The sequence below is a fragment of the Pseudescherichia vulneris NBRC 102420 genome, from assembly GCF_000759795.1.
In the GTDB taxonomy this organism is placed as follows: Bacteria; Pseudomonadota; Gammaproteobacteria; order Enterobacterales; family Enterobacteriaceae; genus Pseudescherichia; species Pseudescherichia vulneris.
This window is the reverse complement of sequence record NZ_BBMZ01000008.1, coordinates 198,842-225,376: the sequence shown is the minus strand read 5'-3', so window position 1 is coordinate 225,376 and position 26,535 is coordinate 198,842. Positions and strand designations below refer to the sequence as shown.

Sequence of the window (26,535 nt, the reverse complement as noted above, 5' to 3'; positions counted from 1 at the left end):
GGGTCAGAGTTTTTTATAACGTAATGACTAACGCCGTTGGGTAGCCGACATGGCGCACCGTCAGCGTTTCGTTATCCAGAAGCACCTCGGGAAGAGAGGTCATATCGCTGTATGCCGGATCGCCCGCAATAGCCGCGCAGCAGAGCCAGTGACGCCCCGGCGTCAGGGTGGCGGTAAGTACCGGGATCGCCGCACACTCGGCAAACATCACGCTGCTGTTGGGCGGCGTGATCACGCTGTCGCCGTGACGCTCAAGGCCGAACGAGAGATCGTAGATAGCGCTGCTGCCGTTCGCGGCGTGAACCACGCAGCCGGAAGCCTGAGTCTGGTGCGGGGCTTTCATCACAGCGAAACCACCCTCAACGCTGTTCAGATGACGCGCGGTATCGATGCGGTGCAGGCGCAGATGGCCGTCGCCGCAGGGGATCAGCCAGGTAGCAACCTGCACGTCGTGCCAGGGCGACCAGCGCGAGAAGATGTAATCATTGTGAACGCGAGTTTCGTCGCAGCCGCGGCGGCCCCGGTAGTACTCATCCCCCTCCGCCAGCAGCAGCATGCTGTCGCAGGCGGCGTGCTTGATGCCGTAACGTCCCCGCTCGATGGTGAAACCGAAGCGGCTGGAGTAGGCAAACTTGGTGTATTTCGCCTCGGTATTGACGTAGTTGTTCAGCTCAAGCTGGCCGGAGGCGAGCATGCAGACGTGTCGCGAGGCTTCGCTGTGCATCAGGATCTGCCCGGCATGGGGAAGCGCCCGTCGCGCCGCTAGCGCCGGTAAAGGCTGCTCCTCCGCCTGCCAGAACGGATGCGCTTCGGGCAGAGCGAGGATCAGGAACACCTTCAGCGCCCAGTAGGGCGAGCCGGGAGAGTTGTAGTCTTCGCACATGGCGAGGTTCGGGTAGGCAAAGCCGAGAGTCAGAATACCGTCCCGGTCAAAGATAGGCTGCGCCAGCCACCAGCGCAGGTGGCGAAGAACGATCCCCTTCACTATCCCCGGTGTAAATACGTCCAGCTCGGCAAAGGCCACCGCGCTCCAGAACGCCACCATTGCAAAGCGGTAGGTCAGGCTGCGGCCAAAAGGCACCGACTCCCCTTCCGCCGCCGACATGTAGATAAAGTCCTGGGCGAACAGCTGTGCCCTCTCTCGCAGGGTGGTGGCACGATGCGGATCGTCCTCGGCATTTAGCGTGGCGTAGATCAGGCCGTAAAAGTGAAACGCCATTGAGATGTAGTAATCTTTTGGTCGCCCTGGACCGTCTGAGTACCAGCCATCCCCGAGGTAGTAAGCCTCCATCATCGTAAAGCGCCGCTCTACTGCATTCCGATCCCAGGGCAGCCCGGCGCGTTTAAAGCCGAGCTGCACCATGATAGCAAAGTAGTTCCAGTTGCTGTCGGGCATTTCAGCGTCGGTGATTTGGTTTAGCCAGGCATGGAGGTTCGCCTGCTCGCGCGGGGTAAAGCAGGCCAGCAGGCGATCCTGCATCAGCGCCAGACCTAAACCATAGGCCGCCATCTCCACCAGCCGCTGGTCGTAAGGCCCGGTCTCGCCCCAGTAGCCTGGGCTGTGCGGATCGGTCCCCTGCTTGATGGCAGCGATGTATTTCGCGCTAAGCGGCGTCTCCTCTCCGCCAGCCAGCAACGGAAACAGGCCCCACAGCGCACGCGACAGCCCCTCCATGTTGGCGATCTCCACGCTGTAATGGGCGCAGGTGCTACCTAATGCGAAGCGTGACTGTCCCTCGGGAAACTGTTTATCCAGCGCCCCCAGCATCTCCGTGACCAGATCAACGATGTCCTGTCGGGATGACAATACATTTGATGTTTCCATTTTCGCATCAGCCTCTTAACAAAGTGGCTCAAGGATAGTGAATCGCTGGCGCGTAGAAATGTTAGCCACGTCACAGCCGGGAAAGATGAATAAACTCGCAGTTGAGAAAATTTAAAAAGGTGGTTTATAAAGGCGTGCAGAGGGGTAAAAGTTGAGTTTTATTGCACTATGCGCGATGAGCCAAAATCTGATTATCTGGAACTGATTACCTTAAACGACGCCGTGGTGTCGTTCAGCCGCCTGTTTGCCAATACCGTGCGCTATCACCACTGGCATCAGTGCCTGGAGATCCTCTACGTTGAGGAGGGCTTCGGGGTGGCGATCGTCGATAATCGCCACTACACCATGCGGCCGGGGCGGCTCTTCTTCTTTCCGCCCTTTACCCTGCACAAGGTGATGGTGGATGAGCAGGCCGAGGCGATCTACCGGCGCACCATTATCCATCTTGATCACCACGCGGTGCTGAAGGCGCTGCGTGATTTTCCCCAGACCCAGCAGCGGTTACAGAAGCTCTCCCGACGCGGCGGCCCGGCGTGGGTAGCGGACGTTGCCGCCTGCCATAGCCATATCGACTATCTGTTTAGCTGCTACCCGCAGCCGATGAACAGCGAAAGCGTCGCCAGCCTGCTCATCAGCCTGTTCGCCATGCTGCCTGCCGATCGCGACGGCGCGCCCGGCGACAGCCGCGGCATTGCCAGCCAGGCGATGTTCTGGCTCGATGAGCACTACCAGCATAAATTTAGCCTCGACGCCCTCGCGCAGGAATTGGGTAAATCGCGCAGCTACGTGTCGCGAAAGTTTCATGCCGAAACGGGCGAAAAGATCCACGACTATCTGAATACGCTGCGGCTGCGCAAGGCCTGCGAGTGTCTGCTGCACAGCGACGAGAGCGTGCGCGATATCGCCGCGCGGGTGGGCTTTTCCGACGTGACCTGGTTTATTAGCTCCTTTAAGCGGGGCATCGGCGAGACGCCGCTCCAGTACCGGAAAAATCACGCGGCAGCGTAAGGTTTCTACCAGCCGCAGACGTTGGTCTCTTCGTCAGATTCATAACCGCGCACGATGTTAATCAGATCCTTTACCGTGTCCGCTGCCGTGGTGGCATCCTCTAATTCAGCAAGGCGGGAAAAGTCTTTATCGGCGGAGACGCCGTTGTTGTTGTTCGTTACCGTCAACGTAAAACCTTTCTCGCTTTCACTTTTATCTGCCAGCGTGTTGATAAGCTCTAATACCGCCTCGTGGGCAATGGCCGGTACGTAAAGCGACATCGGCTTCAGATAGGTTTTCTCTGCCGCTGCGCCGCTGCCGCAGTTTGCCACCGTTAAGGCGTAGCCTCTGTTTTCTGTGGTCATGATATCTTCCTCAACCTTCAATTAGCACTTTAGGATCGACCCAAAAATCGACGTTAAATACCGTATCGTCCGACAGGGCTTCGATGCGGTGCCACTTCTCTGCCGGAAAGACGCCAAACTGCCCTGCTTCTATAGTCAGCGTTTCTACCGGCTCCGGGCTGGTCTCATCGGCGTACCCGTAATAGCGGATAGCGCCCTGCATCACACAAAGGCGTGGGTTAACGCCCTGGCGGGTGCCCGCGTCCAGATGACGCTGCCAGATAGAGGCCGGGGCGGTCTCTTTCGTCCACAGGGGCGTCGAGCGAACGTGAACATAGTGGGTAGGTATGACAATGCGCTGCATGTTTCATCCTCTTGGTAAGGGGTTTGGAGAAACTTCTCTTGCAGATCATATACCTGTTAAAAGGGGAAAGTGAGTCGCCTAAAGGGGTAGCGGAGGGGGTAAAAAAAAGCCCCGCAGTGCGGGGCTGGTTTATCAGGCTTCGATATCCGCCATATCGCCTTTTTCCTGTAGCCAGTTGCGCCGGTCTTCCGAACGCTTCTTGGCCAGCAGCATATCCATGATCGCGTTGGTGCGCTGATCGTCCTCGTCGCTGATGGTGAGCTGCACCAGGCGGCGGGTGTTGGGATCGAGCGTCGTCTCACGCAGCTGCATCGGGTTCATCTCACCTAGCCCTTTAAAGCGCTGAACGTTAGGCTTGCCCTTCTTACGCTTCAGCTGCTCCAGCACGCCCGCCTTCTCCTCTTCGGTCAGGGCGTAGTACACCTCTTTGCCCAGATCGATACGGTAGAGCGGCGGCAGCGCCACGTGGACGTGACCATGCTTCACCAGGGTACGGAAATGCTTCACAAACAGAGCGCAGAGCAGCGTCGCGATGTGCAGGCCGTCGGAGTCCGCATCGGCGAGGATGCAGATCTTGCCGTAGCGCAGCTGGCTGAGATCTTCGCTATCCGGATCGATGCCTATGGCCACCGAAATGTCGTGCACCTCCTGTGAGGCCAGCACTTCATCAGAGGAGACCTCCCAGGTGTTGAGGATCTTACCCTTCAGCGGCATGATCGCCTGGAACTCACGGTCGCGGGCCTGCTTGGCCGAGCCGCCCGCCGAGTCACCCTCTACCAGGAATAGCTCGGTGCGGTTGAGATCCTGCGCGGTACAGTCCGCCAGCTTGCCGGGCAGCGCCGGGCCGCTGGTGAGCTTTTTACGCACCACCTTCTTCGCCGCCCGCAGACGACGCTGGGCGCTGGAGATCGCCATCTCGGCCAGCATCTCCGCCGCCTGCACGTTCTGGTTCAGCCACAGGCTGAAGGCGTCTTTTACCACGCCAGAAACGAATGCGGCGCACTGGCGTGACGACAGGCGCTCTTTGGTCTGCCCGGCAAACTGCGGATCCTGCATCTTCACCGACAGCACGTAGGCGCAGCGGTCCCAGATATCCTCTGCCGACAGCTTGACGCCGCGCGGCAGGATATTGCGGTATTCGCAAAACTCGCGCATCGCGTCCAGCAGCCCCTGACGCAGGCCGTTGACGTGCGTCCCGCCCTGCATAGTCGGGATCAGGTTAACGTAGCTCTCGGTGAGCAGCTCGCCGCCCTCCGGCAGCCACAGCAGCGCCCAGTCCACCGCCTCGGTATCACCGGCAAAGGCACCAATAAAGGGCTTCTCCGGCAGCGTCGGCAGGCCGTTAACCGCTTCGGCAAGGTAGTCGTTGAGGCCGTCGGCGTAGCACCAGCGCTGCTCGCTGTCGTTGACCTTATCCTTGAAGACAATTTCCACGCCGGGGCAGAGTACCGCTTTGGCCTTCAGCACGTGAGTCAGGCGCGATACCGAGAAGCGCGGGCTGTCGAAAAAGCTTTCGTCAGGCCAGAAGTGAACGCTGGTTCCGGTGGTCCGCTTCGGCGTGCTGCCTACCACGGAGAGATCTTTCACCTTGTCGCCGTTGGCAAAGGCAATGTTATAGATCTTGCCGTCGCGCTTAACGTTAACTTCAACGCGCCTGGACAGGGCGTTAACCACCGAGATCCCTACCCCGTGCAGGCCGCCGGAGAACTGGTAGTTTTTGTTCGAGAACTTACCGCCCGCGTGCAGGCGGCAGAGGATCAGCTCCACGGCCGGAACGCCCTCTTCCGGATGGATATCCACCGGCATACCACGCCCGTCGTCGATGACTTCCAGCGACTGATCGGCATGGAGGATCACCTCCACGCGTTTGGCGTGTCCGGCCAGCGCTTCATCCACGCTGTTATCGATAACTTCCTGACCAAGATGGTTAGGACGAGTAGTGTCGGTATACATCCCCGGGCGGCGGCGGACCGGCTCAAGCCCGGTTAATACCTCAATGGCATCAGCGTTATAGGATTGCGTCATGGTGTATTCGTAGATAGTGACAGCATCGACCCCTGCGAGGCTCAGTGCAGCCCGAGGAAATCGATAATCTGTGAAAAGTGATCGTCAAAGCCCACAAAGGCATGGTTTCCGCCTTCTTCAACCGTTTGACGGCACGAGGCGTAGTACGCAACGGCCTGACGGTAATCCAGCACTTCATCACCCGTTTGCTGAAGCAGCCAGATTAAATCTGCCGCCTCCAGCGGATCGATCTGCATGGTTTTGAGATCGTAAATATGGCGTGACTCTAGCACATATTGCTGTCCGGTGTAGGGGTTCTCGTTGCGGCCAAGATAATCGGCCAGCAGCTCAAACGGACGCACCGCCGGATTCACCACCACCGCAGGCAGCATAAAGCATTGGGAGAGCCAGGTGGCATAGTAGCCGCCGAGCGAGGAGCCCACCAGCCCCAGCGACTCACCGCCGTGCTCCAGCACCAGCGACTCCAGCAGTTCGGCGGCATCCGCCGGATAGGGCGGCAGCTGCGGCACCACCATCTCAATCTGTGGATGGTGCTCCGCCAGCCACTGCTGTAGCGCCACGGCCTTTGCCGAACGCGGTGAGCTGTTAAACCCGTGTAGATAGAGAAGCGTCGCCATCAGTAGCCTTCAGATGCTGTGTCCGGGCGAAAGCGGCTGGTCTGCAGACGGCTGACTTCGGTATGCAGCGTGCCGTCGGCGTTAAGCTCCAGCCAGCGCCAGCCCGGCGCGATGGTATCGAGGGTAAAGTTGGCGCAGTGCGGCTTAAACTGGACGCAGGTTGAGGGCGTCGCCAGCAGACGGCGACCGTTCCAGTCGAGATCCTGCTCCTGATGAATATGGCCGCACAGCAGGTGCCTGACCCGCGGATAGCGCACCAGCACGTTATCCAGCTCCTGCGAGTTACGCAGGCTGTGCTGATCCAACCAGCCGCACCCCGCCGGCAGCGGGTGGTGATGCAGCAGCAGCAGCGTGTAGCGCTCCGGCACCTCCGCCAGCTTTTTCTCCAGCCACTCTAGCTGAAACTCACTCAGTTCACCGTGTGGAACGCCAAACACCTGGCTGTCGAGCAGCAGGATCTGCCAGCTATCGCCAGCGAAGACCCGCTTGGCACCCGAGATGCCAGCCTCCTGCAGCGCGCTGTACATGGCGGGCTGAAAGTCATGATTGCCGGGCAGCCATACGCAGGGCACGTCGAAGCTGGCGATACCCTCAGCAAAGTGCTGATAGGCCGCAGCAGAGTGATCCTGTGCCAGGTCGCCGGTAGCGACAATCAAATCGCAGTGACGCTGCTCGGCCCGGATGGCGTCTAATACTGCCTGATAGCTCTCCCAGGTATTGACCCCTAACAGCGTTTCATGCTTTTCGGCAAACAGGTGAGTATCGGTTATTTGTAAGATCCTGATACTGGCCTCACCCGCCAGATTCAGGTTTAACAGGCTTTCCAAATGGTGTCCTTAGGTAGGTTTCACGATGCTAACAAACCGGAATCGCCATTGCTCCATGTGCTAAACAGTACCTAAGCCAGTCGGCCAGAAACTGATTAATTTGATGCTTTTCGTCGCGTTGGTGCAACTTTTTATTTGGGTAATCATACCGCGCTTTGAAGCGAAAGATCTGCTGGCTTGAACACACTTCAGCGACCATAGCATCGTGATAGAGGCGTACCGTTAACGACGGCATGCTCCAGTAGCTGATCGCCGGTGCTGTCTGCACAATTTCCACCAGCGTAGTGTAGCGGGTTGATTCTGTAATCGTTACTCGGTATTGCGCATTGGCCACCTGATAGCTCACTGTTTCGCCGGGTGCGTCATTGCGTGGCAGCAGGCGGCGTAGCTGGGCGAAATTGGTCTCGCACAGGCGCATCATTTCAGGAAAGTCAGGTGTATAACGCTTCATTTTTTCCACTCAGTTCTCAACTTTTCGTAGTGCAGCTGCAGCCATTGCAGGGCGATGACCGACGCGGCGTTGTCTATTTTCCCCTCTTCAACCCACTGGTAAGCCTGTTCCCGGCTCACCACATGAACACGAATATCTTCGTTTTCGTCCACCAGGCCATGTATACCTTTGGCCTGCGTGGCATCCACTTCGCCAACCATTAACGATAAGCGCTCGCTGGTGCCGCCAGGGCTGGCCAGATAGCTCATAAACTCTTTTACCCGGCCAACCTGCAGCCCGGCCTCTTCTACAGCTTCGCGACGGGCCACGTCTTCCACGCTCTCGCCCTCTTCGATCATGCCAGCAACCAGCTCCAGCAGCCAGGGGGTTTCACTGGTGTCGTAAGCCGGAATACGGATCTGCTCGATCAGTACGACCTCGTCGCGCGCCAGGTCATAGGGTAGCAAGACGGCGGCATGACCGCGCTCAAAAATTTCACGGGTTACCTCTCCGCTCATCTCACCGTTGAAAAGCCGATGACGAAAGCGGTAACGGCGCAGAGAAAAAAAACCGTTATAGAGTGTTTCGCGTGCAATAATTTCTACATCATTTTTAGTGAAAGTCACTGCTGATGGCTCGGGTTTCTTCATGGTTTCATCCTGCTGGCAAATAATGACGAAATTATGGATTTCCAGTCTGTAAGACTGCCGTTTCCCATGCTATATGGTAGATTGGTGCAAATTAACGCCGGATGGCACTTAACGCCAACCTTTTGCAGCGACACTTTCTGCTAGAATCGGCCTTATTTTTTAAATTTCATTAGCGCTAACAAAGCTTCGTAACAAGGAATGCAAATGAAGAAATTGCTCCCCATGCTTATCGGCCTGAGCCTGGCCGCTTTCAGTTCGATGAGTCAGGCAGAGAACCTGCTTCAGGTTTATCAGCAAGCGCGTCTCAGCAACCCTGAACTGCGCAGATCTGCCGCGGATCGCGATGCCGCATTTGAGAAAATCAACGAAGCGCGCAGCCCATTACTGCCCCAGCTCGGTTTGGGCGCAGACTACAGCTACAGCAACGGGTTCCGCGACCAGAATGGTCTCAATAGCAACTCGACCAGCGCCTCTTTACAGCTGACGCAGACCCTGTTCGATATGACCAAATGGCGCGCCCTGACCCTGCAAGAGAAATCAGCAGGCATTCAGGATGTGACGTTCCAGACCGATCAGCAGACGCTGATCCTCAATACCGCTACTGCCTATTTTAACGTATTAAGCGCCATCGATGCGCTCTCTTATACCGAAGCGCAGAAACAGGCTATCTATCGCCAGCTGGATCAAACAACCCAGCGCTTTAACGTGGGCCTGGTTGCCATTACCGACGTGCAGAACGCCCGCTCCCAGTACGATACCGTGCTGGCAGACGAAGTCACTGCCCGTAACAACCTGGACAACGCCGTTGAGCAGTTGCGTCAGGTGACCGGCAACTACTATCCGGAGCTAGCGTCGCTGAACGTGGACCGCTTCCAGACCGACAAGCCGCAGCCGGTTAACTCCCTGCTGAAAGAGGCCGAAAGCCGTAACCTCTCTCTGTTGCAGGCGCGTCTCTCCCAGGATCTGGCCCGCGAGCAGATCCGTCTGGCGCAGGATGGCCACTTGCCGACCCTGGATCTTACCGCGTCAAGCAGCGTCTCTGACACCTCCTACAGCGGCTCCCGCACCAGCGGTCCCCAGGGCGGAGCCTATGACGACAGCAACATCGGCCAGAACAAAGTCGGCCTGAACTTCTCCCTGCCGCTCTATCAGGGTGGCCTGGTGAACTCTCAGGTGAAACAGGCGCAGTACAACTTTGTTGGCGCCAGCGAGCAGCTGGAAACCGCTCACCGCAGCGTGGTGCAGACCGTACGTTCATCCTATAACAACGTGAATGCGTCCATCAGCAGCATCAACGCCTATAAACAGTCCGTGGTCTCTGCCCAGAGCTCGCTGGATGCAACCGAAGCAGGCTACTCGGTAGGTACCCGTACCATCGTTGACGTGCTGGATGCGACCACGACGCTCTACAACGCCAAGCAGCAGCTCTCCAGCGCGCGTTACAACTACCTGATTAACCAACTGAACATCAAATCGGCTCTCGGTACGCTGAACGAGCAGGATCTGATGGCCCTGAACGGTGCCCTGGGTAAACCGGTCTCCACTACGCCGGAAGCCGTCGCCCCGTCAACGCCTGACCAGGATGCCCGCGTGCAGAACAGCGCCCCGGACAGCAACGGCAATGGCAACGGTAACGGCCTGCTCAACGCCGCGCTGCCGCGCTAAGCACGCCTGTTTGAAATCGCAGTGAAAACGAGATGGGGGCACCTGCCCCCGTTTCAACGTAAGACAACGTAAAGATCCCTGCTCCAGACCCGCATTCCGCCTCATTGCGCTTCAATTTCGACCACTCATCCTCTATCCTGAGCAGTAGCTACCTCGCTTTAACTCTGGGTATTAAAAGAGACATATGAAACGGACAAAAACGATTAATCATGCGACGTTCCGCAAAAGCTGGGGCGCTCGCCATCTGACTCCCGTGGCCTTCGCCCTTACCGCCGCGTTTATGCTGGCGGGCTGCGAACAGAACGACGAGACGGTATCGATGTATCAAAATGCCGACGACTGCTCGACTGCCAATCCAGGCAAAAGCGCCGAATGTACTACCGCATACAACAACGCCCTGAAAGAGGCCGAGCGCACCGCGCCGAAGTATAAAACGCGTGAAGACTGCGTCGCCGAGTTTGGTGAAGGCCAGTGCCAGCAGGCACCTGCTCAGGCGGGTATGGCCCCGGAAAACCAGGCTCAGGCCCAGCAGAGCAGCGGCAGCTTCTGGATGCCGCTGATGGCGGGCTACATGATGGGACGCCTGATGGGCGGCGGTGCGGGCTTCGCTCAGCAGCCGCTGTTTAGCTCGCGTAACCCGGCCAGCCCGGCCTACGGTCAGTACACCGACGCCTCCGGTAAAGGCTACGGCGCAGCCCAGCCGGGCCGTACCGCAACCGTCCCTAAAACCGCGCTGGCCCCGAAACCGGCCACCACCTCTACGGTTACGCGCGGCGGCTTCGGCGAGTCGGTTGCCAAACAGTCCACCATGCAGCGTAGCGCCGCAGGCACCTCCTCTTCACGCTCAATGGGTGGCTAAGCCTCATGGAACGAGTCACTATTGACGAGCGCCCGGACTGGCGCGAAAAAGCGAACGAGTACGGCTTCAATTTTCACACCATGTACGGTGAGCCGTACTGGTGTGAAGAGGCCTACTATAAATTCACTCTTGCGCAGATCGAGAAGCTTGAAGAGGTTACCGCCGAGCTGCATCAGATGTGCCTGAAGGTGGTGGAGAAGGTCGTCGCCAGCGATGAGCTGATGACCAAATTCCGCATTCCGAAACACACCTGGAGCTTTGTGCGCCAGGCGTGGCAGACTCAGCAGCCGTCGCTCTATTCCCGCCTCGATCTGGCTTGGGACGGCGTGGGTGAACCCAAGCTGCTGGAGAACAACGCCGACACCCCCACCTCGCTGTATGAAGCCGCATTCTTCCAGTGGATCTGGCTGGAAGACCAGCAGAACGCGGGCAAGCTGCCGCCGGAGAGCGATCAGTTTAACAGCCTGCAGGAGAAGCTAATCGAGCGCTTCGGCGAGCTGCGCGAGCAGTACGGCTTCAACCTGCTGCATCTGGCCTGCTGCCGCGACACCGTGGAAGATCGCGGCACGGTGCAGTATCTGCAGGACTGCGCCGCTGAAGCGGGCGTTGCCAGCGAGTTCCTCTACATCGAAGATATTGGGCTGGGCGAAAAAGGTCAGTTTACCGATCTTCAGGATCAGGTGATCAGCAACCTATTCAAGCTCTACCCGTGGGAGTACATGCTGCGTGAGATCTTCTCTACCAAGCTGGAAGATGCCGGCGTGCGCTGGCTGGAGCCGGCTTGGAAGAGCATTATCTCTAACAAAGCGCTGCTGCCCATGCTGTGGGAGATGTTCCCGGATCATCCGAATCTGCTGCCCGCTTACTTTGCCGAAGAAGACCATCCGCCGCTGGAGAAGTACGTGGTTAAACCGATCTTCTCGCGGGAAGGCGCAAACGTCTCTATCGTGGAAAACGGCCAGACTATCGAGCAGGTAGAGGGTCCCTACGGTGAAGAGGGCATGATCGTCCAGCAGTTCTACCCGCTACCTAAGTTTGGCGACAGCTATGTGCTGATCGGCAGCTGGCTGATCAACGATCAACCTGCCGGGATTGGTATTCGTGAGGATCGGGCGTTGATCACCCAGGATCTCTCCCGCTTCTACCCGCATATTTTCGTCGAGTAGCCATAACGCGTAGGCCCGGTAAGCGCAGCGCCACCGGGCGTTTTGGTTTTAACCCACCTGCACCGACAACATGCTGATGCTGCCCATCTCCATCCCCTCTACCGGGATCGTCACCGGCTCTGCGCCGTCCCATGCGCCGAGCACGTAGAGCAGCGGCAGAAAGTGTTCCGGCGTCGGGTTCGACAGCGAGCCGCCCTCGTGCTGCAGATAGTTCACCAGCGGATGCTGCTCCACCGGCCCCTGCCAGGTAAGGTTAGCCTTCACGTAATCATTAAACGATTCCGCCCACGCGTAGGGCGTGCTCTCCCCGTGCCAGCGCGCGGTGCGCAGGTTATGCACCACGTTGCCGCTCGCCACCAGCATAATGCCTTCATCGCGAAGCGTCGCCAGCTTGCGGCCCATCTCATAGTGCCAGGCGGCGGGCTTAGTACTGTCTACGCTCAGCTGCACCATGGGGATGTCGGCGTCCGGGTACATCTTGATCAGCACGCCCCAGGAGCCATGGTCAAAGCCCCACGCCTCTTTGTCCAGCGCAACCGGGATGGGCGCCAGCAGATCCACCAGCCGCTGTGCCAGCTCGGGAGAGCCGGGTGCGGGATAGTGCGTGTCAAAGAGCGCCTGCGGGAAGCCGCCAAAGTCATGGATCGTTTTCGGGGTTTCCATTGCCGTCACGCCGGTGCCGCGGGTAAACCAGTGGGCGGAGATCACCACAATCGCCTTTGGACGCGGCAGCGTCTGCCCCAGCTCGCCCCAGGCGCGGGTATAGATATTATCTTCCAGCACGTTCATTGGGCTGCCGTGGCCCAGAAACAGCGCTGGCATACGAGACGCAGACATGATGATATCCTCAGAAAAAGTGTCATTTTGATAGAAGCAGAGTACGCTTTTCTCGTAGAGGATGAACTCAGATAAGCGTGATGAAGATCATCAGATAATTTGAATGTAAGAAATGCGTAAAGAGTGACTTACCCTCTCGCCTTACGGGGCAGTGTTAAATAATATTAATGAGAATCATTATCACAAGGAGTTCTGAATGTCGGTCCCGTTGATTCTGACCTTATTAGCCGGTGCGGCCACCTTTATTGGCGCGATCCTCGGCGTGCTTGGCCAGAAGCCTTCCAACCGCGTGCTGGCCTTTTCACTGGGATTTGCCGCCGGGATTATGCTGCTGATCTCGCTCATGGAGATGCTCCCCGCCGCACTCGGTACTGAGGGAATGTCGCCGGTGCTTGGCTACGGCATGTTTATCGTCGGCCTGCTGGGCTACTACGGCCTCGATCGCCTGCTCCCCCACGCCCATGCTCAGGATCTTATGCGCGCCAGCAGCAAAACGATGCCGAGCAATATCAAGCGTACGGCGATCCTGCTGACCCTTGGCATCAGCCTGCACAACTTCCCCGAAGGCGTAGCTACCTACGTGACCGCCAGCAGCAACCTTGAGCTGGGATTGGGGATCGCCCTGGCGGTAGCCCTGCACAACATTCCTGAAGGGCTGGCAGTGGCAGCACCGGTCTATGCCGCTACGGGATCAAAGCGTAAAGCGGTAATGTGGGCGGGGATCTCAGGCCTGGCGGAAATTCTCGGCGGCGTGCTGGCGTGGTTGATCCTCGGTAGCCTGGTCTCGCCGGTAGTCATGGCGGCCATCATGGCGGCGGTGGCCGGGATTATGGTGGCGCTGTCAGTGGATGAGCTGATGCCGCTGGCAAAAGAGATCGATCCCAACAACAACCCGAGCTATGGCGTACTGTGCGGCATGTCGGTGATGGGACTCAGCCTGGTGCTGCTGCAAAGCATCGGCTTTGCGGGCTAATCAGACGAAAGACCAGAAACAACAAAGCCGGGCATGCCCGGCTTTGTTTTATCGTACGCTAGCGCTTAGCTGGCTTTACGTTCCTGCTCGCGGCGGTAGGCCACCAGATCTTCAATGGTCACAACGGCCATATCATGGGCTTTCGCAAATTCGATGCACTCCGGCGTGCGCGCCATAGAGCCGTCATCGTTGGTCAGTTCGCAAAGCACGCCCGCAGGCTTGAAGCCCGCCAGCGTCACGAGGTCAATGGTTGCCTCGGTGTGGCCGCCGCGGGTCAGCACCCCACCCGGCTGCGCGCGCAGCGGGAAGACGTGGCCAGGACGGTTGAGATCGGATGGCTTAGCACCGTCGGCAATGGCGGCACGCACGGTGGTCACGCGGTCAGCGGCGGATACGCCGGTGGTCACGCCGGTAGCGGCTTCGATGGTCACGGTAAAACCGGTGCCGTAGGCGCTGGTGTTGTTCTCCACCATCATCGGCAGATCGAGCTGTTTACGGCGATCTTCGGTCAGGCAGAGGCAGACAATGCCGCTGCCGTGGCGAATAGTCAGCGCCATCTGCTCAACGGTCATGGTTTCTGCGGCGAAGATCATATCGCCTTCGTTTTCACGGTCTTCGTCGTCAAGCACCATCACTCCGCGCCCGTTGCGCAGTGCGTCTAAAGCGTGTTCCACACGTTCGAATGGCGTGCCAAAAGAGGAAAGCAGCGTCTGATTCATGGTAATAAAAACCTCATTAAAATTATGGTTACCAGAATCAGGGCAGTCTTAGGAGTACCGCAAGCGGCAAAAAAATAACGTGAGCGGGCACAAACCCGACTGGATCGTTACTCTCTCCCATCCGGACTTTAACCGTCGGCCCCGGAATTACACCGGATCTGCTGACCTCCATGCAGGACGTGATGCCGTGCGTGGAGCGCTCGCGGGCTTTCAGCGTTGGCTGATTTACCGCCGGTGGGGAATTTCGCCCCGCCCTGAGAATAAGCGGATTAACTATAACGCTATTGATTATCTCCGGCAATCCATTCACCGTAACAATTCTGCTTTCACGCAGCCTAATCCACGTTACACTAAACCACGCTACACTAATGTTAATACTTACCAGTTCAGGGAAACGACTATGATTGACCCGAAAAAAATTGAACAGATCGCCCGCCAGGTTCATGAATCCATGCCAAAAGGCATTCGTGATTTCGGCGAGGATGTAGAGAAGAAGATCCGCCAGACGCTGCAATCCCAGCTGGCGCGACTCGACCTGGTGAGCCGTGAAGAGTTTGATGTCCAGACGCAGGTTCTGCTGCGCACCCGTGAGAAACTGACTGCGCTGGAGCAGCGGATCAGCGATCTGGAGAACCGCCCGGCCACCGCGTCGGCTGAACCGGCTCAGCCGCAGGATCTGCCGAGCGAAGTGAAACCTGCACCGGCTATTCCGCCGGTAGAGAATATTGACTGATCCTGTAGTCGATATTGCCCAGTGGGTGCGGTGCATGTTGTAGGCCCGGTAAGCGTAGCGCCACCGGGCGTGACTGTGCTGATATTGCAACGCCGGGCGGCACTGCGTTTGCCCGGCCTACAGGATCAGTTTTTCTGGATCTTCTTGATGATGTTGGTGGTTGAGCAACCGTCTTCGAAGTTCAGCACCTGCACGTCACCGCCGTTAGCCCACACCTCTTTGCTGCCCGCGATATCTTCTGGCTTATAGTCACCGCCCTTCACCAACAGATCCGGCAGGATCCCGGCGATCAGGCGCTGCGGCGTATCCTCTTCGAACGAGACCACCCAGTCCACGGCCTCCAGCGCGCCGAGCACGATCATGCGCTGCTCAAGCGGGTTAACCGGACGGGTCGGCCCTTTCAGACGGCTGGTAGAGGCGTCGCTGTTCACCGCCACGATCAGGCGATCGCCGAGCTTGCGTGCGTTAGCCAGGTAAGAGACGTGGCCCGCGTGCAGAATATCGAACACGCCGTTGGTCATCACCACCTTCTCGCCACGCTTGCGCGCAGCTGCCACCGCCTGCTTCAGCTCCTCTTCGTTCATTACGCCGAAGCCGGTTTCTGAACGTCCGCGTACGGCGTTCTCCAGCTCGATAGGCGAAACGGTTGAGGTGCCGAGCTTGCCGACCACCACGCCCGCCGCGGCGTTAGCGAAGTAGCAGGCTTCTTCCAGGGCGTTGCCCGCCGCCAGCGTTGCCGCCAGCACGCCAATCACCGTGTCGCCTGCGCCGGTCACGTCGTAGACCTCCTGCGCCTGGGTTGGCATATGCAGCGGTGCTTTGTCCGGCTGCAGCAGGGTCATGCCCTGTTCGGAGCGGGTGACCAGCAGCGCAGAGAGTTCGAAATCGGCGATCAGCTTCATGCCGCGCTCGACGATCTCGGCTTCGTTTTTGCACTTCCCGGCCACCGCTTCGAACTCAGAGAGGTTCGGCGTCAGCAGGGTTGCGCCGCGATAGCGCTCGAAATCGTTGCCTTTTGGATCGATAAGCACCGGTACGTTGGCTTTGCGTGCCAGGGCGATCATCTGCTGGACGCTGGCCAGCGCGCCCTTGCCGTAGTCAGAGAGCACCAGCGCGCCGATGTTGCCCAGCGCCTGACTAATGCGATCGTGCAGCGGCTCGGGGTCAACGCCCTCAAAGCCCTCTTCAAAGTCGAGGCGGATCAGCTGCTGGTTGCGCGACAGCACGCGCAGCTTGGTGATAGTAGGATGGGTCGGAACGGAGACGAAGTCGCACTTCACGTTGACGTCGGCCAGCGTTTTGCTCAGCGCACGCGCGGCGTCATCGATGCCGGTCAGGCCAACCAGGCGCGAGTGCGCGCCGAGAGAGGCAATGTTCATCGCCACGTTCGCCGCGCCGCCAGGCCGCTCTTCAACCGCATCGACCTTGACCACCGGTACAGGCGCTTCCGGTGAGATACGGCTGGTCGGGCCATACCAGTAGCGATCTAACATCACGTCACCGACGACCATCACCCCTGCACGTTCAAACTCTGGCAGCGTTACTTTCATTCCTGTCCCCTCGAAATGCAAAATTTGCGCGCGATAATATCATACTTAATTTTGCGCGCACGGTTTTAGCAGCCACTTCTGCCAGCTGGCGCTGACCTGTTCGCGCTCCTCGGCAAACTCCGTTTCCGGCACGTGGCCGGGCTGCTCCTGTAACGCCAGATGGTGCAGCGCGTCACGCAGCGTGGTATAGGCGTGGGTTAATGCCCGAGCCTCCTGCTCATCCATAATATCGTTCTGCGCCAGCAGTTCGAGGATGCGCACGTTATCGGACCAGCGCGTGAGCTTTGGTTTGTGGTGTGCGTGACCCAGCACCAGATACTGGGCGATAAATTCAATGTCGGTAATGCCGCCCGCGTCGGCTTTGAGGTCGAAACGCTCCCGGTGCTTGTTGCCAAGATGGGCGCGCATCTTCTCGCGCATCTCCCGCACCTCGGTTTGCAGTTTCTCCCCGTCGCGAGGCGTCATCAGAATGGTGCGGCGGATCTCATCGAAGCGGGATTGAAGCTGCGGATCGCCGTACACCACTCTGGCGCGAACCAGCGCCTGGTGCTCCCACGTCCACGCCTCGTTCTGCTGATAGTCCGCAAACGCATCGGCGGTGGTGACCAGCATCCCCGCCGCACCGGAGGGCCGAAGGCGGGCGTCCACCTCGTAGAGAATGCCCGACGAGGTGCGGGTGCTGAAGAGGTGCATGATGCGCTGGGCGAGGCGCAGGTAGAACTGGCGGCCATCGATCTCCCGCTCGCCGTCGGTCATCACGTCTGCCGGACAGTCGTGGAGGAAGACCAGGTCAAGATCGGAGCTGTAACCCAGCTCCCAGCCGCCGAGCTTGCCGTAGCCCACCACCGCAAAGCCGCGTCCCTCTCGATCGCGCAGGTGCGTTGGCTGACCAAAGCGCGCCACCATCTGGGTCCACGCCTGCTGGACTACCGCGTCGATCATCGCCTCTGCCAGCCAGGTTAAGTGATCGCTCACTTTCATCACCGGCAGCGTACCGGCAATATCCGCAGCCGCCACGCGCAGCAGCTGCGCCTGCTTGAACTGGCGCAGGGCCTCCAGCTGCTGCTCCTCGTCCTCCTCCGGCACGCGGAGCAGATACTGGCGCAGCTCGTCCCGGTAGGCGTCCATCGCCGTCGGCTGATAGAGCGTATTGGGATCCAGCAGCTCATCCAGCAGCAGCGGATAGCGCGCCAGCTGGCTGGCGACCATTGGCGAAGCGGCACAGAGGGAGATCAGGTGCTTGAGCGCGCCGGGAAACTCGCTCAGCAGCTCAATATAGGTGGTGCGAGTGACAATCCCGGTCAGGAGCGGCATCAAACGCGCCAGCGGCACCGGTGCGTCGGCACGAGGACAGACCTGGCTGAGCAGGTGCGGCATCAGGTGATCGAGCACCTGGCGACCGCGTGGGCCAATAGTCCTGCGCGTCAGCTCCCGGCGAAAATCGGCGATCAGCGCCACCACCCGGATACGATCGCCATCCGAAAGATGCGTCAGCACCGGGGTGGCGTCATCATCTTCCAGCGTGTCCTGCCACAGCTCGCGCCACTGCTCCGACAGCTGCTCGTCCTGGGTATCGGTATCGTCATCGCCAATCAGCTCGTTAAAGATGCGCCGCACGGCGGCCATATGCCGATCCAGGGTGTCGCTGAGCGCCTGCCAGTCGGCGACGCCCATTCCCCAGGCCAGCCGGGCGCGGTTAAGATCATCCCCTGGCAGGGTCTGGGTCTGTTCGTCGTTGATGCTTTGCAAGAGATTCTCCAGCCGACGCAGCCAGAGGTAGGCGGCCCGCAGCGTGTCGGCATCCCCCGCCGGCAGAAGATGAAGCTGATCGATGGTGGTCAGCGTCGGCAGCAGCGAGCGCTGCTGGAGCGACGGCTCGCGCCCACCACGGATCAGCTGGAAGACCTGAACGATAAACTCCACCTCGCGGATGCCGCCCGCCCCCAGCTTGATGTTGTCTTTTAATCCGCGTCGCCGCACCTCGCGGGCGATCATGCTCTTCATGTTGCGCAGCGACTGGATGACGCTGAAATCGATGTAGCGACGGAAAACAAAGGGACGCAGCATGGCCCGCAGCTCGGTGGCGTAGACGCCGTCGTTATCGCCCATGATCCGCGCCTTGACCATCGCGTAGCGCTCCCAGTCGCGCCCCTGCTCCTGGTAATAATCCTCCAGTGCAGCAAAGCTCAGCACCAGCGGGCCGCTGTCACCGAAGGGGCGCAGGCGCATATCCACCCGGTAGACAAAGCCGTCCTGGGTGGGCTGGTCGAGCACCTTGATCAGGCGCTGTCCGAGGCGAGTGAAGAACTGGGCGTTGTCCAGCTCGCGACGACCGCCGCGGGTTGTCCCGTTCTCCGGCCAGGAGAAGATGAGATCGATATCCGAGGAGAAGTTCAGCTCGTTCCCGCCCAGCTTGCCCATACCGAGGATCAGCAGCGGCTGCGGCGTGCCGTCGGCGCTGCACGGCGTGCCCCACTCCCGGCAGCAGGCGTCGTAGAGCCAGTCGCGGGCGCTGACGATCAGCGTCTCCGCCAGGGCGCTAAGCTGCTGGAGCGTGTTCTCTTCAGGCACCAGCCGCAGGGCCTGCGCCCAGGCGATACGCACCATGATACGGCGGCGGAACAGGCGCAGCTCGCGCATCAGCGACGCTTCGTCGCTGACCTCTGCCAGCGCCTCCTTGAGCCAGGCAGGATAGCTCTGCCACTCCTCCGCCTGCGGCGGCTCGCTCTCCAGCGCCGTCAGCCACTCGGGATGCGCGGCAATGCTTGCCTGCACAAAGTCACTAAAAGTAAGCACTGACTTCGCCTCTGCGCTAAGCGTTGAGGCGGAGAGGGTATCCGGCAGACGTTCAACAAGCGTCTGCCAGTGCTGCTGAAGCGGCGAAGAGAGCGGCATCATGAGGGGGATCCTTTGCCTGAGTTAGCGTTTTCCGCTGTGCAGCCAGAACGGCTCCTGCACAATGGCTTCGTTACGGAAGTGTTCAATTTCAATGCGCTGGCGGGTTTTGATGGCGTGCAGCAAGCCCTGCCAGTTCTCCAGCCAGGCCCTGGCGCGGACACCGTCGTAGTAGCCCGCCAGCAGCAGCATACTGTCGATGTCGCGTGACAGGCGCGGGAGCTGATCCTGGTACTTATCCATCAGCGGCTGGGCAAAGTTACGTTTTAGCTCGGCGGCGTGCCGCGACAGGTTGATGTCGGCAAAACGCTTGAACGAGTCGTTGATTTTGGCCTGCGCTTTGTCATCAAGGAACGTGCGCCAGGCGCGCGTTACCAGCCATTCGGTTAGGGCCAGCTTGGCCGTGGCGATCTCCGGGCTGTACACCGCCGTGACGGCAGAGACGGCGGACGTCAGGGTCGCCTCGGACTGGGTCAGCAGATCGCGTAAGCGAGCGCTCGCTTTTCGCGGCACAATGCCACCAAACAGCATCAGGGTGTGGCGCACCAGGGCGATAGCCGCCAACGTCGCCGCCTGCGCGTTTTTATCCCCGCGCACCCACAGCTCTTCGTGGTACTGCCACTGGGAGAGCGCCAGCTCCAGCGCCGCCTCCAGCCCCTGCTCTACGCTCGCCTTCGGCGCGACGGTCAGGATCTCCGTCGCCCGCAGCGGGCGCGGCGGGTTGCCTTTTGCCAGATGATAGCCGCGAGCGGCCTTGCTCAGGCTGCCCTGGCGCAGGCCGGTCTGGGTCACCAGCTGACGCGCCAGCTTTAATACGTCCTCTGCCGCACCGCTCAGCAGTTCAAGCTCCAGTTCGCAGATCGGTTCAGCCAGCTCATCGGCTTTCACTTCCCCGAGATCCAGCGCAATCTCAATCCGGCTATCGCCAACGTTAACCAGCCACTTCTCACGATCGAAGTGGGTGCTGAACAGCGGGCTGACGCGTTCGGCAAGATCCGCTGGCAGGCCGCCCTCCGGCCACGCCTCGGCCGGGAAACGGGTAAGATCCAGCTCAGGCTTGTCGATGGCAATGTTGTACTCTGGACGCTGATGCAGGCCACCCACGGTGCGGCCTGCGGTTTTGATCGTCATCTCATAGCGATCCTGTGCGCCACGAATGCGCAGGCCCATATCATGGCTACGCAGCCAGCTGTCCGCCGTCTCGTAGTAGATATTGAGCAGGGTGGCAGGCGCAACGTGCTCATCCGTCAGGGTATGCAGATGGCTGCGCAGGGCATCCACGCGGGATGGGTCAACGATAAATTTCAGTTCGATCTCTTGAGTCATGGCCTTGTACTTATGGTTATGTCACATCAGTGAAATTTTCGGCGAACTTACGCCCTTGATGTTTGTCAGTAGATAGTATTTTGCGCCAAATTTCCACGGTGCCGATCGTTTACGACCCAGATGATTCTGATTGATACCGAATCCTTTGCGTCGTCAGACTGATGCCACTACTATCGTTCCACTTTTTTTATGACAACAAATGACTGCTAATGCCTAAATTACGCCTGACTGGACTGTTTTTACTTGTATGCGTTTCTGCCGTGGCCCATGCCGAAGAAAAGCGTTACGTTTCGGATGAACTGAATACCTGGGTTCGTAGCGGCCCGGGGGATCACTATCGCCTCGTGGGTACGGTTAACGCGGGTGAAGAGGTTGCACTGCTGCAAACCAACGGGGACTCAAACTACGGTCAGGTGCGTGACAGCAGCGGTCGTACCGCCTGGATCCCGTTGAAGGAGCTGAGCAGCGAGCCAAGCCTGCGCACCCGCGTGCCGGATCTGGAGAACCAGGTCAAAACCCTGACCGATAAGCTGACCAATATCGACAATACCTGGAACCAGCGCACCGCTGACATGCAGCAGAAGGTTGCCCAGAGCGACAGCGTGATCAACGGCCTGAAAGAAGAGAACCAGCAGCTTAAAAATCAGCTGATAGTCGCGCAGAAGAAAGTCAGTGCCGCTAACCTGCAGCTGGACGACAAGCAGCGCACCATCATCATGCAGTGGTTTATGTACGGCGGCGGCGTGCTCGGCGCAGGGCTGTTCTTAGGCCTGGTGCTGCCGCACATCATCCCTAGCCGTAAGCGTAAAGACCGCTGGATGAGCTGAACCGGATTAGCCATTTTCTCTACACTTAACGTATCATCAGTTAAAAGTATGTTAGGAGAGTGGCGTAGTGAAGAGTTATCTGGTCGGTGGTGCTGTTCGGGATGCGTTGTTAGGGCTACCGGTTAAAGATAAAGACTGGGTGGTTGTGGGTGCGACCCCGCAGGAGATGCTGGATGCAGGCTACCAGCAGGTTGGCCGCGATTTCCCGGTGTTTCTCCACCCCAAAAGCCGGGAGGAGTACGCCCTGGCGCGTACCGAACGGAAATCCGGCTTTGGCTATACCGGCTTCTCCTGTTATGCCGCGCCTGACGTCACCCTGGAGCAGGATCTGCTCCGCCGCGACCTGACCGTTAACGCCCTGGCCCAGGACGCGGACGGTCAAATTATCGATCCCTATCATGGCCTGGCGGATCTCAAGAGCCGCACCCTGCGCCATGTCTCTCCCGCCTTTGGGGAAGATCCCCTGCGCGTGCTGCGCGTGGCGCGCTTTGCCGCCCGCTATGCCCATCTCAGCTTCCGTATTGCCGATGAAACCATGGCGCTGATGCGCGAGATGACTGCCGCCGGCGAGCTGGAACACCTGACGCCGGAGCGCGTCTGGAAAGAGACGGAAAACGCCCTCGTCAGCCGTAATCCGCAGGTCTACTTTATGACGCTGCGCGAGTGCGGCGCGCTGAAAGTGCTGTTCCCTGAGCTTGATGTTCTGTTTGGCATCCCTGCCCCGGCGAAGTGGCATCCGGAGATCGATACCGGCATCCACGTGCTGATGACGGTCTCGATGGCGGCGATGCTTAGCCCGGATATCGACGTCCGCTTCGCCACGCTGTGCCACGATCTCGGCAAGGGGCTGACCCCGCCGGCGCTGTGGCCGCGCCACCACGGGCACGGCCTGGCAGGCGTCAAGCTGGTTGCCAACCTGTGCGAACGCCTGCGCGTGCCTAACGAGCTGCGCGATCTGGCTAAGCTGGTGGCGGAGTACCACGATCTGATCCATACCTTCCCGATCCTGAAACCGCAGACCATTGTGAAGCTGTTCGATGCTATTGACGCCTGGCGTAAGCCCCAGCGCGTGGAGCAGATCGCCCTGACCAGCGAAGCCGACGTGCGCGGCCGCACCCATTTTGAAGCCAAAGACTATCCGCAGGGACGGCTGCTGCGCGAGGCGTGGGAGGTAGCGAAGGCGGTGTCGACGAAAGAGGTGGTCGCAGCAGGCTTTAAGGGAGCTGAGATCCGCGAGGAGCTGACCCAGCGGCGAATTGATGCGGTAGCGAAGTGGAAAGCGGCACGCTGCCCTCAGCCACAGGCGTGAGGGCAGCCGCCTTAACGCTTAGAAGAAAACGACGTAGACCGCCGCCGCCACAATAAAGCGGTAGATTGCGAACGGAATAAACGAAATACGCTTAATCAGCTGCAGGAAGGTTTTGATCGCCACCAGCGCCACGATGAAGGCGGTGATAAAGCCCACGGCAAACATCGGGATATCGGCAGTCGTCAGGAAGTGGTAGCTCTTATAGAGATCCAGCGCGGTTGCGCCCATCATCATCGGCACGGCCAGCAGGAATGAGAACTCTGACGCCGCATAGCGGCTCACGCCCATCAGCATCCCACCGGAGATGGTCGCCCCGGAGCGGGAGAAGCCTGGCCACAGCGCCAGACACTGGAAGCAGCCGATCATAAAGGCCTGACGATAGGTCATATCATCCAGACCCGGCGCGCGTGGGGTCTTCGGCTTCAGGCACTCAGCGGCAATCAGCAGGAAGCCTCCGACCACCAGGGCATACATGACGTTGATGGGGTTGAACAGGCTCTTAATGGCATCATGAAAGACCAGCCCCAGCACCACCGCCGGGATCATCCCCAGCAGGATATGGATCAGCGTCAAGCGTCCTTTGCCTTCGCCCTCGTGCGGCGGATGACCAAAGTGGATGCCGATCAGGCCAAACAGGCGACGCCAGAACATCACCACTACTGCCAGAATCGAGCCCAGCTGGATCACTACCTCGAAGGTTTTGGCCGTATCACCTTCGAACCCCAGCAGGTGGCCGACGATGATCATGTGACCAGTACTGGAGACCGGTAAAAACTCAGTTAACCCTTCGACGACGCCCAGAATGGCCGCCACCAGAAGAGTGTGCATATCACTCATCACTTAAACCCCTAAAAGACATAAAAAAACGGCTTCTACATCCGCAAGCCGTGAAAAGGCACGCAGGTAAGACCCATATAGTGCCGTTTGGTTTAATAATTATGAATTTAAATCTTTTCCTTTCAGACTATTGCCACGCTCAATAATAACCCCGACATTTGCCGCCCGGGCCACTGCCCCCGGCTTGCTTACTTTGATACGCAGCCAGGGCGAGTTGAACCGGCTCAGCAGCAGATCCGCCACCTCTTCCGCCACCCGCTCCACCAGCGCAAAACGCTGCCCTTCCACGTGGCCTACCACCGCATCGGCAATGTCGGCATAGCTCAGACAGTCGTTCACGTCATCGCTTTTCGCCGCCGCCCGGTTGTCCCACGCCATTTCGATATCGAACACCAGCTTCTGCTCGATCGTCTGCTCCCAGTCGTAAACACCGATCGTGGTGATTACCGAAAGTTGCTCTATAAATACAATGTCCATCACGCACCGCCCGCTTTTTGGCTAACCTGGATACCACTTTCAAAAAATTATGCGTATTATCCACAGATGCTGAGAATAAAACGACATTTTCAAAACGGAACAGCGTTATGAGTGCAATCGCGCCTGGAATGATCCTCCTCGCGTACCTTTGCGGCTCAATCTCCAGCGCCATTCTGGTCTGCCGCATCGCGGGTCTGCCCGATCCTCGCGAGAGTGGCTCCGGCAACCCCGGAGCGACCAACGTCCTGCGAATTGGCGGCAAGGGTGCAGCCGTAGCGGTACTGATTTTTGACGTGCTGAAAGGCATGCTGCCGGTGTGGGGCGCTTACGCGCTGGGCGTCACGCCGTTCTGGCTGGGGCTGATTGCTATCGCCGCCTGCCTGGGCCACATCTGGCCGGTATTCTTTGGTTTTAAAGGCGGTAAAGGCGTTGCCACCGCGTTTGGCGCGATTGCGCCGATTGGCTGGGATCTTACCGGGGTAATGGCCGGGACCTGGCTGCTAACCATTCTCCTGAGCGGTTACTCGTCGCTGGGCGCGATTATCAGCGCGCTGATCGCCCCGTTCTACGTCTGGTGGTTCAAACCGCAGTTTACCTTCCCGGTCTCCATGCTCTCTTGCCTGATCCTGCTCCGTCATCACGACAATATTCAACGCCTGTGGCGTCATCAGGAAACCAAAATCTGGACCAAGCTGAAGAAAAAGCGCGAGAAGGATAAAGAAGTAAAAGACGAAGAGTAGGCCCGGCAGTCAGTCCGCCGGGCTCAAAGGCAATTATGCCGCAGGCAGTTCCGCCAGCGGCCAGCGCGGACGCACGGTCACGCTGAGATCCGCCAGGCTACCCGCTTTCAAACGCACCATACCCGCGTAGGCGATCATCGCCCCGTTATCGGTACAGAACTCCGGGCGCGCATAGAACACTTCACCCCGACGCTTCTGCATCATCTCTGCCAGCTTCGCCCGCAGCGTGCGGTTGGCGCTGACGCCGCCCGCCATCACCAGACGCGTAAAGCCGGTCTGATCCAGCGCGCGCTTGCACTTGATCATCAGGGTATCCACCACCGCATCCTCAAAGGCGCGGGCGATATCCGCTCGGGTCTGGTCGTCATTGCCGTTGTTACGAATGGTATTGGCGGCAAAGGTCTTGAGGCCAGAGAAGCTGAAGTCCAGCCCTGGACGATCGGTCATCGGGCGCGGGAAGACAAAGCGCCCTTCCGTGCCGTCGGCGGCCATCTTCGACAGCATTGGCCCGCCGGGATAGTCCAGCCCCAGCAGCTTTGCCGTCTTATCGAAAGCTTCGCCTGCGGCATCGTCAATGGATTCGCCCAGCAGTGTGTACTGACCGATACCGGTCACGCCGATCAGCTGGGTATGGCCGCCGGAGACCAGCAGCGCCACAAACGGAAACTCAGGCGGGTTCTCTTCCAGCATGGGTGCCAGCAGGTGGCCCTCCATGTGGTGAACCGCGATGGCCGGCACGTTCCAGGCGAAGGCCAGCGAGCGCCCTACCGTGGCCCCGACCAGCAGCGCACCCACCAGGCCAGGGCCAGCGGTGTAGGCGACGGCGTCGATATCGCTGGCGGTCAGATTCGCCTCTTTCAGCGCGGCCTGGATCAGCGGCACGGTTTTGCGCACGTGATCGCGGGAGGCCAGCTCCGGCACCACGCCGCCGTAGTCAGCGTGCAGTTTCACCTGACTATACAATTGGTTGGCTAAAAGCCCGTTTTCATCGTCGTAGATGGCGATGCCGGTTTCATCGCAGGATGTTTCAATTCCCAGTACACGCATGGCTATTCTTTACCTCTTTGCAATACCGCGCAGTGTAGGGTCCTCGGCGGTGGTTGTAAAACTATTGTTCAACCCAGGCGCAGAGGTCGTGTATACTCCCCCTCCTTATGAGAGCGCCCTTGTAAAAAGGGCTGCGGTGCTTTACAAAGCAGCAGCATTTGCAGTAAAATTCCGCACCATTTTGAAATAAGCTGGCGTTGATGCCAGCGGCAAACCGAATTAATCAAAGGTGAGAGGCACATGCCGGTAATTAAAGTACGTGAAAACGAGCCGTTCGACGTAGCTCTGCGTCGCTTCAAGCGTTCCTGTGAGAAAGCAGGTGTTCTGGCGGAAGTTCGTCGTCGTGAGTTCTATGAAAAACCGACTACCGAACGTAAACGCGCCAAAGCTTCTGCTGTGAAACGTCACGCGAAGAAACTGGCTCGCGAAAACGCACGCCGTACTCGTCTGTACTAATTGGCTGAGGGTGTTGACCCTCAGTTTACAGGCAGAGTTGTAGTTGTAAG

At 59.0% G+C, this 26,535-nt stretch carries 26 protein-coding genes and 1 riboswitch; of the genes, 10 read left to right on the top strand and 16 right to left on the bottom strand.

What is annotated here, in order from left to right; all coding sequences use genetic code 11:
• Positions 1 to 13: 13 nt before the first annotated feature.
• The gene (locus EV102420_RS06940) at positions 14 to 1,825 is read right to left on the bottom strand and encodes a DUF2264 domain-containing protein (RefSeq protein WP_042390330.1); all 1,812 of its coding nucleotides are present in this window, start codon (positions 1,823 to 1,825) and stop codon (positions 14 to 16) included.
• Between the two features lie 168 nt (positions 1,826 to 1,993).
• Between EV102420_RS06940 and EV102420_RS06935 the strand changes: the two genes are divergently transcribed.
• Positions 1,994 to 2,833: a helix-turn-helix transcriptional regulator gene (locus EV102420_RS06935; protein ID WP_042390327.1), complete on the top strand. Its 840-nt coding sequence runs from the start codon at positions 1,994 to 1,996 to the stop codon at positions 2,831 to 2,833.
• Positions 2,834 to 2,838: 5 nt separating this feature from the next.
• On the opposite strand, the gene EV102420_RS06930 is transcribed toward EV102420_RS06935, so the two are convergent.
• The 7 genes from EV102420_RS06930 to nudF all read right to left on the bottom strand — a co-directional run bounded on the left by EV102420_RS06930 (position 2,839) and on the right by nudF (position 8,069).
• A complete protein-coding gene (locus EV102420_RS06930; RefSeq protein ID WP_042390325.1) occupies positions 2,839 to 3,177 on the bottom strand; it encodes a DUF1869 domain-containing protein in 339 nt (112 codons plus the stop codon).
• A 10-nt stretch (positions 3,178 to 3,187) separates the two neighbouring features.
• Positions 3,188 to 3,520: a TehB family protein gene (locus EV102420_RS06925; RefSeq protein WP_042390323.1), complete on the bottom strand. Its 333-nt coding sequence runs from the start codon at positions 3,518 to 3,520 to the stop codon at positions 3,188 to 3,190.
• 132 nt (positions 3,521 to 3,652) lie between these two features.
• Positions 3,653 to 5,545: a DNA topoisomerase IV subunit B gene (gene parE, locus EV102420_RS06920; protein ID WP_042390322.1), complete on the bottom strand. Its 1,893-nt coding sequence runs from the start codon at positions 5,543 to 5,545 to the stop codon at positions 3,653 to 3,655.
• Between the two features lie 41 nt (positions 5,546 to 5,586).
• Entirely contained in the window at positions 5,587 to 6,162 is a 576-nt protein-coding gene (yqiA, locus tag EV102420_RS06915; protein WP_042390320.1) for an esterase YqiA, read from the bottom strand.
• Positions 6,162 to 6,989 carry a 3',5'-cyclic-AMP phosphodiesterase gene (cpdA, locus tag EV102420_RS06910; protein WP_042390319.1) on the bottom strand — a complete coding sequence of 276 codons (828 nt, stop codon included), beginning with the start codon at positions 6,987 to 6,989 and terminating at the stop codon, positions 6,162 to 6,164. The genes yqiA and cpdA overlap by 1 nt, the downstream gene beginning before the upstream one ends.
• A 28-nt stretch (positions 6,990 to 7,017) precedes the next feature.
• Positions 7,018 to 7,440, bottom strand: a complete 423-nt coding sequence (locus tag EV102420_RS06905; protein ID WP_042390317.1) for a DUF1249 family protein — start codon at positions 7,438 to 7,440, stop codon at positions 7,018 to 7,020.
• Entirely contained in the window at positions 7,437 to 8,069 is a 633-nt protein-coding gene (gene nudF, locus EV102420_RS06900; RefSeq protein WP_042390315.1) for an ADP-ribose diphosphatase, read from the bottom strand. The genes EV102420_RS06905 and nudF overlap by 4 nt, the downstream gene beginning before the upstream one ends.
• Before the next feature lie 204 nt (positions 8,070 to 8,273).
• Here nudF and tolC point away from each other — a divergent pair, with 204 nt between their 5' ends.
• The 3 genes from tolC (at position 8,274) to EV102420_RS06885 (ending at position 11,759) form a co-directional block, all read left to right on the top strand.
• The gene (gene tolC / locus EV102420_RS06895; protein WP_042390314.1) at positions 8,274 to 9,734 is read left to right on the top strand and encodes an outer membrane channel protein TolC; all 1,461 of its coding nucleotides are present in this window, start codon (positions 8,274 to 8,276) and stop codon (positions 9,732 to 9,734) included.
• Between the two features lie 184 nt (positions 9,735 to 9,918).
• Positions 9,919 to 10,593, top strand: a complete 675-nt coding sequence (locus EV102420_RS06890; RefSeq protein ID WP_042390313.1) for a DUF1190 family protein — start codon at positions 9,919 to 9,921, stop codon at positions 10,591 to 10,593.
• A gap of 5 nt (positions 10,594 to 10,598) precedes the next feature.
• Positions 10,599 to 11,759: a glutathionylspermidine synthase family protein gene (locus tag EV102420_RS06885; RefSeq protein ID WP_042390311.1), complete on the top strand. Its 1,161-nt coding sequence runs from the start codon at positions 10,599 to 10,601 to the stop codon at positions 11,757 to 11,759.
• Between the two features lie 48 nt (positions 11,760 to 11,807).
• Here EV102420_RS06885 and ygiD read toward each other — a convergent pair whose 3' ends face one another.
• A complete protein-coding gene (gene ygiD, locus EV102420_RS06880) occupies positions 11,808 to 12,596 on the bottom strand; it encodes a 4,5-DOPA-extradiol-dioxygenase (RefSeq protein ID WP_042390309.1) in 789 nt (262 codons plus the stop codon).
• Between the two features lie 196 nt (positions 12,597 to 12,792).
• Here ygiD and zupT point away from each other — a divergent pair, with 196 nt between their 5' ends.
• Positions 12,793 to 13,569, top strand: a complete 777-nt coding sequence (gene zupT / locus EV102420_RS06875; protein WP_042390307.1) for a zinc transporter ZupT — start codon at positions 12,793 to 12,795, stop codon at positions 13,567 to 13,569.
• A 65-nt stretch (positions 13,570 to 13,634) separates the two neighbouring features.
• On the opposite strand, the gene ribB is transcribed toward zupT, so the two are convergent.
• The gene (gene ribB / locus EV102420_RS06870; RefSeq protein ID WP_042390305.1) at positions 13,635 to 14,288 is read right to left on the bottom strand and encodes a 3,4-dihydroxy-2-butanone-4-phosphate synthase; all 654 of its coding nucleotides are present in this window, start codon (positions 14,286 to 14,288) and stop codon (positions 13,635 to 13,637) included.
• 105 nt (positions 14,289 to 14,393) lie between these two features.
• Positions 14,394 to 14,554: riboswitch (FMN riboswitch) on the bottom strand.
• 134 nt (positions 14,555 to 14,688) lie between these two features.
• On the opposite strand from ribB, the gene ubiK reads away from it, so the two are divergent.
• Positions 14,689 to 15,021 carry a ubiquinone biosynthesis accessory factor UbiK gene (gene ubiK / locus EV102420_RS06865; protein ID WP_042390303.1) on the top strand — a complete coding sequence of 111 codons (333 nt, stop codon included), beginning with the start codon at positions 14,689 to 14,691 and terminating at the stop codon, positions 15,019 to 15,021.
• Between the two features lie 125 nt (positions 15,022 to 15,146).
• Here ubiK and hldE read toward each other — a convergent pair whose 3' ends face one another.
• From hldE to EV102420_RS06850, 3 genes are read right to left on the bottom strand one after another with little or no spacing between them, the layout of a single operon-like run.
• Entirely contained in the window at positions 15,147 to 16,571 is a 1,425-nt protein-coding gene (hldE, locus tag EV102420_RS06860) for a bifunctional D-glycero-beta-D-manno-heptose-7-phosphate kinase/D-glycero-beta-D-manno-heptose 1-phosphate adenylyltransferase HldE (protein WP_042390302.1), read from the bottom strand.
• 45 nt (positions 16,572 to 16,616) lie between these two features.
• Positions 16,617 to 19,466: a bifunctional [glutamate--ammonia ligase]-adenylyl-L-tyrosine phosphorylase/[glutamate--ammonia-ligase] adenylyltransferase gene (gene glnE / locus EV102420_RS06855; RefSeq protein WP_042390694.1), complete on the bottom strand. Its 2,850-nt coding sequence runs from the start codon at positions 19,464 to 19,466 to the stop codon at positions 16,617 to 16,619.
• 24 nt (positions 19,467 to 19,490) lie between these two features.
• On the bottom strand, positions 19,491 to 20,792 hold the full coding sequence (locus EV102420_RS06850) for a CYTH domain-containing protein (protein WP_042390300.1): 1,302 nt from the start codon (positions 20,790 to 20,792) through the stop codon (positions 19,491 to 19,493).
• A gap of 209 nt (positions 20,793 to 21,001) precedes the next feature.
• Between EV102420_RS06850 and EV102420_RS06845 the strand changes: the two genes are divergently transcribed.
• A complete protein-coding gene (locus EV102420_RS06845; protein ID WP_042390297.1) occupies positions 21,002 to 21,619 on the top strand; it encodes a TIGR04211 family SH3 domain-containing protein in 618 nt (205 codons plus the stop codon).
• 67 nt (positions 21,620 to 21,686) lie between these two features.
• Complete coding sequence (locus tag EV102420_RS06840) at positions 21,687 to 22,928, top strand: multifunctional CCA addition/repair protein (protein WP_042390294.1); 1,242 nt, start codon at positions 21,687 to 21,689, stop codon at positions 22,926 to 22,928.
• 18 nt (positions 22,929 to 22,946) lie between these two features.
• Here the strand turns inward: EV102420_RS06840 and bacA are convergent, their stop codons facing one another.
• Positions 22,947 to 23,765, bottom strand: a complete 819-nt coding sequence (gene bacA, locus EV102420_RS06835; protein WP_042390292.1) for an undecaprenyl-diphosphate phosphatase — start codon at positions 23,763 to 23,765, stop codon at positions 22,947 to 22,949.
• A 99-nt stretch (positions 23,766 to 23,864) separates the two neighbouring features.
• Entirely contained in the window at positions 23,865 to 24,242 is a 378-nt protein-coding gene (gene folB / locus EV102420_RS06830) for a bifunctional dihydroneopterin aldolase/7,8-dihydroneopterin epimerase (RefSeq protein ID WP_042390291.1), read from the bottom strand.
• Positions 24,243 to 24,349: 107 nt separating this feature from the next.
• On the opposite strand from folB, the gene plsY reads away from it, so the two are divergent.
• Entirely contained in the window at positions 24,350 to 24,982 is a 633-nt protein-coding gene (gene plsY, locus EV102420_RS06825; protein WP_042390290.1) for a glycerol-3-phosphate 1-O-acyltransferase PlsY, read from the top strand.
• A 33-nt stretch (positions 24,983 to 25,015) separates the two neighbouring features.
• Here the strand turns inward: plsY and tsaD are convergent, their stop codons facing one another.
• On the bottom strand, positions 25,016 to 26,029 hold the full coding sequence (gene tsaD / locus EV102420_RS06820) for a tRNA (adenosine(37)-N6)-threonylcarbamoyltransferase complex transferase subunit TsaD (protein WP_042390288.1): 1,014 nt from the start codon (positions 26,027 to 26,029) through the stop codon (positions 25,016 to 25,018).
• A gap of 240 nt (positions 26,030 to 26,269) precedes the next feature.
• Here tsaD and rpsU point away from each other — a divergent pair, with 240 nt between their 5' ends.
• Complete coding sequence (gene rpsU, locus EV102420_RS06810) at positions 26,270 to 26,485, top strand: 30S ribosomal protein S21 (RefSeq protein WP_001144069.1); 216 nt, start codon at positions 26,270 to 26,272, stop codon at positions 26,483 to 26,485.
• Positions 26,486 to 26,535: the final 50 nt, after the last annotated feature.

Coding starts and splice junctions, on each gene's coding strand:
- EV102420_RS06940 (WP_042390330.1), bottom strand. CDS start 1,825: ATGGAAACATCAAATGTATTGTCATCCCGACAGGACATCGTTGATCTG.
- EV102420_RS06935 (WP_042390327.1), top strand. CDS start 1,994: ATGCGCGATGAGCCAAAATCTGATTATCTGGAACTGATTACCTTAAAC.
- EV102420_RS06930 (WP_042390325.1), bottom strand. CDS start 3,177: ATGACCACAGAAAACAGAGGCTACGCCTTAACGGTGGCAAACTGCGGC.
- EV102420_RS06925 (WP_042390323.1), bottom strand. CDS start 3,520: ATGCAGCGCATTGTCATACCTACCCACTATGTTCACGTTCGCTCGACG.
- parE (WP_042390322.1), bottom strand. CDS start 5,545: ATGACGCAATCCTATAACGCTGATGCCATTGAGGTATTAACCGGGCTT.
- yqiA (WP_042390320.1), bottom strand. CDS start 6,162: ATGGCGACGCTTCTCTATCTACACGGGTTTAACAGCTCACCGCGTTCG.
- EV102420_RS06905 (WP_042390317.1), bottom strand. CDS start 7,440: ATGAAGCGTTATACACCTGACTTTCCTGAAATGATGCGCCTGTGCGAG.
- nudF (WP_042390315.1), bottom strand. CDS start 8,069: ATGAAGAAACCCGAGCCATCAGCAGTGACTTTCACTAAAAATGATGTA.
- tolC (WP_042390314.1), top strand. CDS start 8,274: ATGAAGAAATTGCTCCCCATGCTTATCGGCCTGAGCCTGGCCGCTTTC.
- EV102420_RS06890 (WP_042390313.1), top strand. CDS start 9,919: ATGAAACGGACAAAAACGATTAATCATGCGACGTTCCGCAAAAGCTGG.
- EV102420_RS06885 (WP_042390311.1), top strand. CDS start 10,599: ATGGAACGAGTCACTATTGACGAGCGCCCGGACTGGCGCGAAAAAGCG.
- ygiD (WP_042390309.1), bottom strand. CDS start 12,596: ATGTCTGCGTCTCGTATGCCAGCGCTGTTTCTGGGCCACGGCAGCCCA.
- zupT (WP_042390307.1), top strand. CDS start 12,793: ATGTCGGTCCCGTTGATTCTGACCTTATTAGCCGGTGCGGCCACCTTT.
- ribB (WP_042390305.1), bottom strand. CDS start 14,288: ATGAATCAGACGCTGCTTTCCTCTTTTGGCACGCCATTCGAACGTGTG.
- ubiK (WP_042390303.1), top strand. CDS start 14,689: ATGATTGACCCGAAAAAAATTGAACAGATCGCCCGCCAGGTTCATGAA.
- hldE (WP_042390302.1), bottom strand. CDS start 16,571: ATGAAAGTAACGCTGCCAGAGTTTGAACGTGCAGGGGTGATGGTCGTC.
- glnE (WP_042390694.1), bottom strand. CDS start 19,466: ATGCCGCTCTCTTCGCCGCTTCAGCAGCACTGGCAGACGCTTGTTGAA.
- EV102420_RS06850 (WP_042390300.1), bottom strand. CDS start 20,792: ATGACTCAAGAGATCGAACTGAAATTTATCGTTGACCCATCCCGCGTG.
- EV102420_RS06845 (WP_042390297.1), top strand. CDS start 21,002: ATGCCTAAATTACGCCTGACTGGACTGTTTTTACTTGTATGCGTTTCT.
- bacA (WP_042390292.1), bottom strand. CDS start 23,765: ATGAGTGATATGCACACTCTTCTGGTGGCGGCCATTCTGGGCGTCGTC.
- folB (WP_042390291.1), bottom strand. CDS start 24,242: ATGGACATTGTATTTATAGAGCAACTTTCGGTAATCACCACGATCGGT.
- plsY (WP_042390290.1), top strand. CDS start 24,350: ATGAGTGCAATCGCGCCTGGAATGATCCTCCTCGCGTACCTTTGCGGC.
- tsaD (WP_042390288.1), bottom strand. CDS start 26,029: ATGCGTGTACTGGGAATTGAAACATCCTGCGATGAAACCGGCATCGCC.
- rpsU (WP_001144069.1), top strand. CDS start 26,270: ATGCCGGTAATTAAAGTACGTGAAAACGAGCCGTTCGACGTAGCTCTG.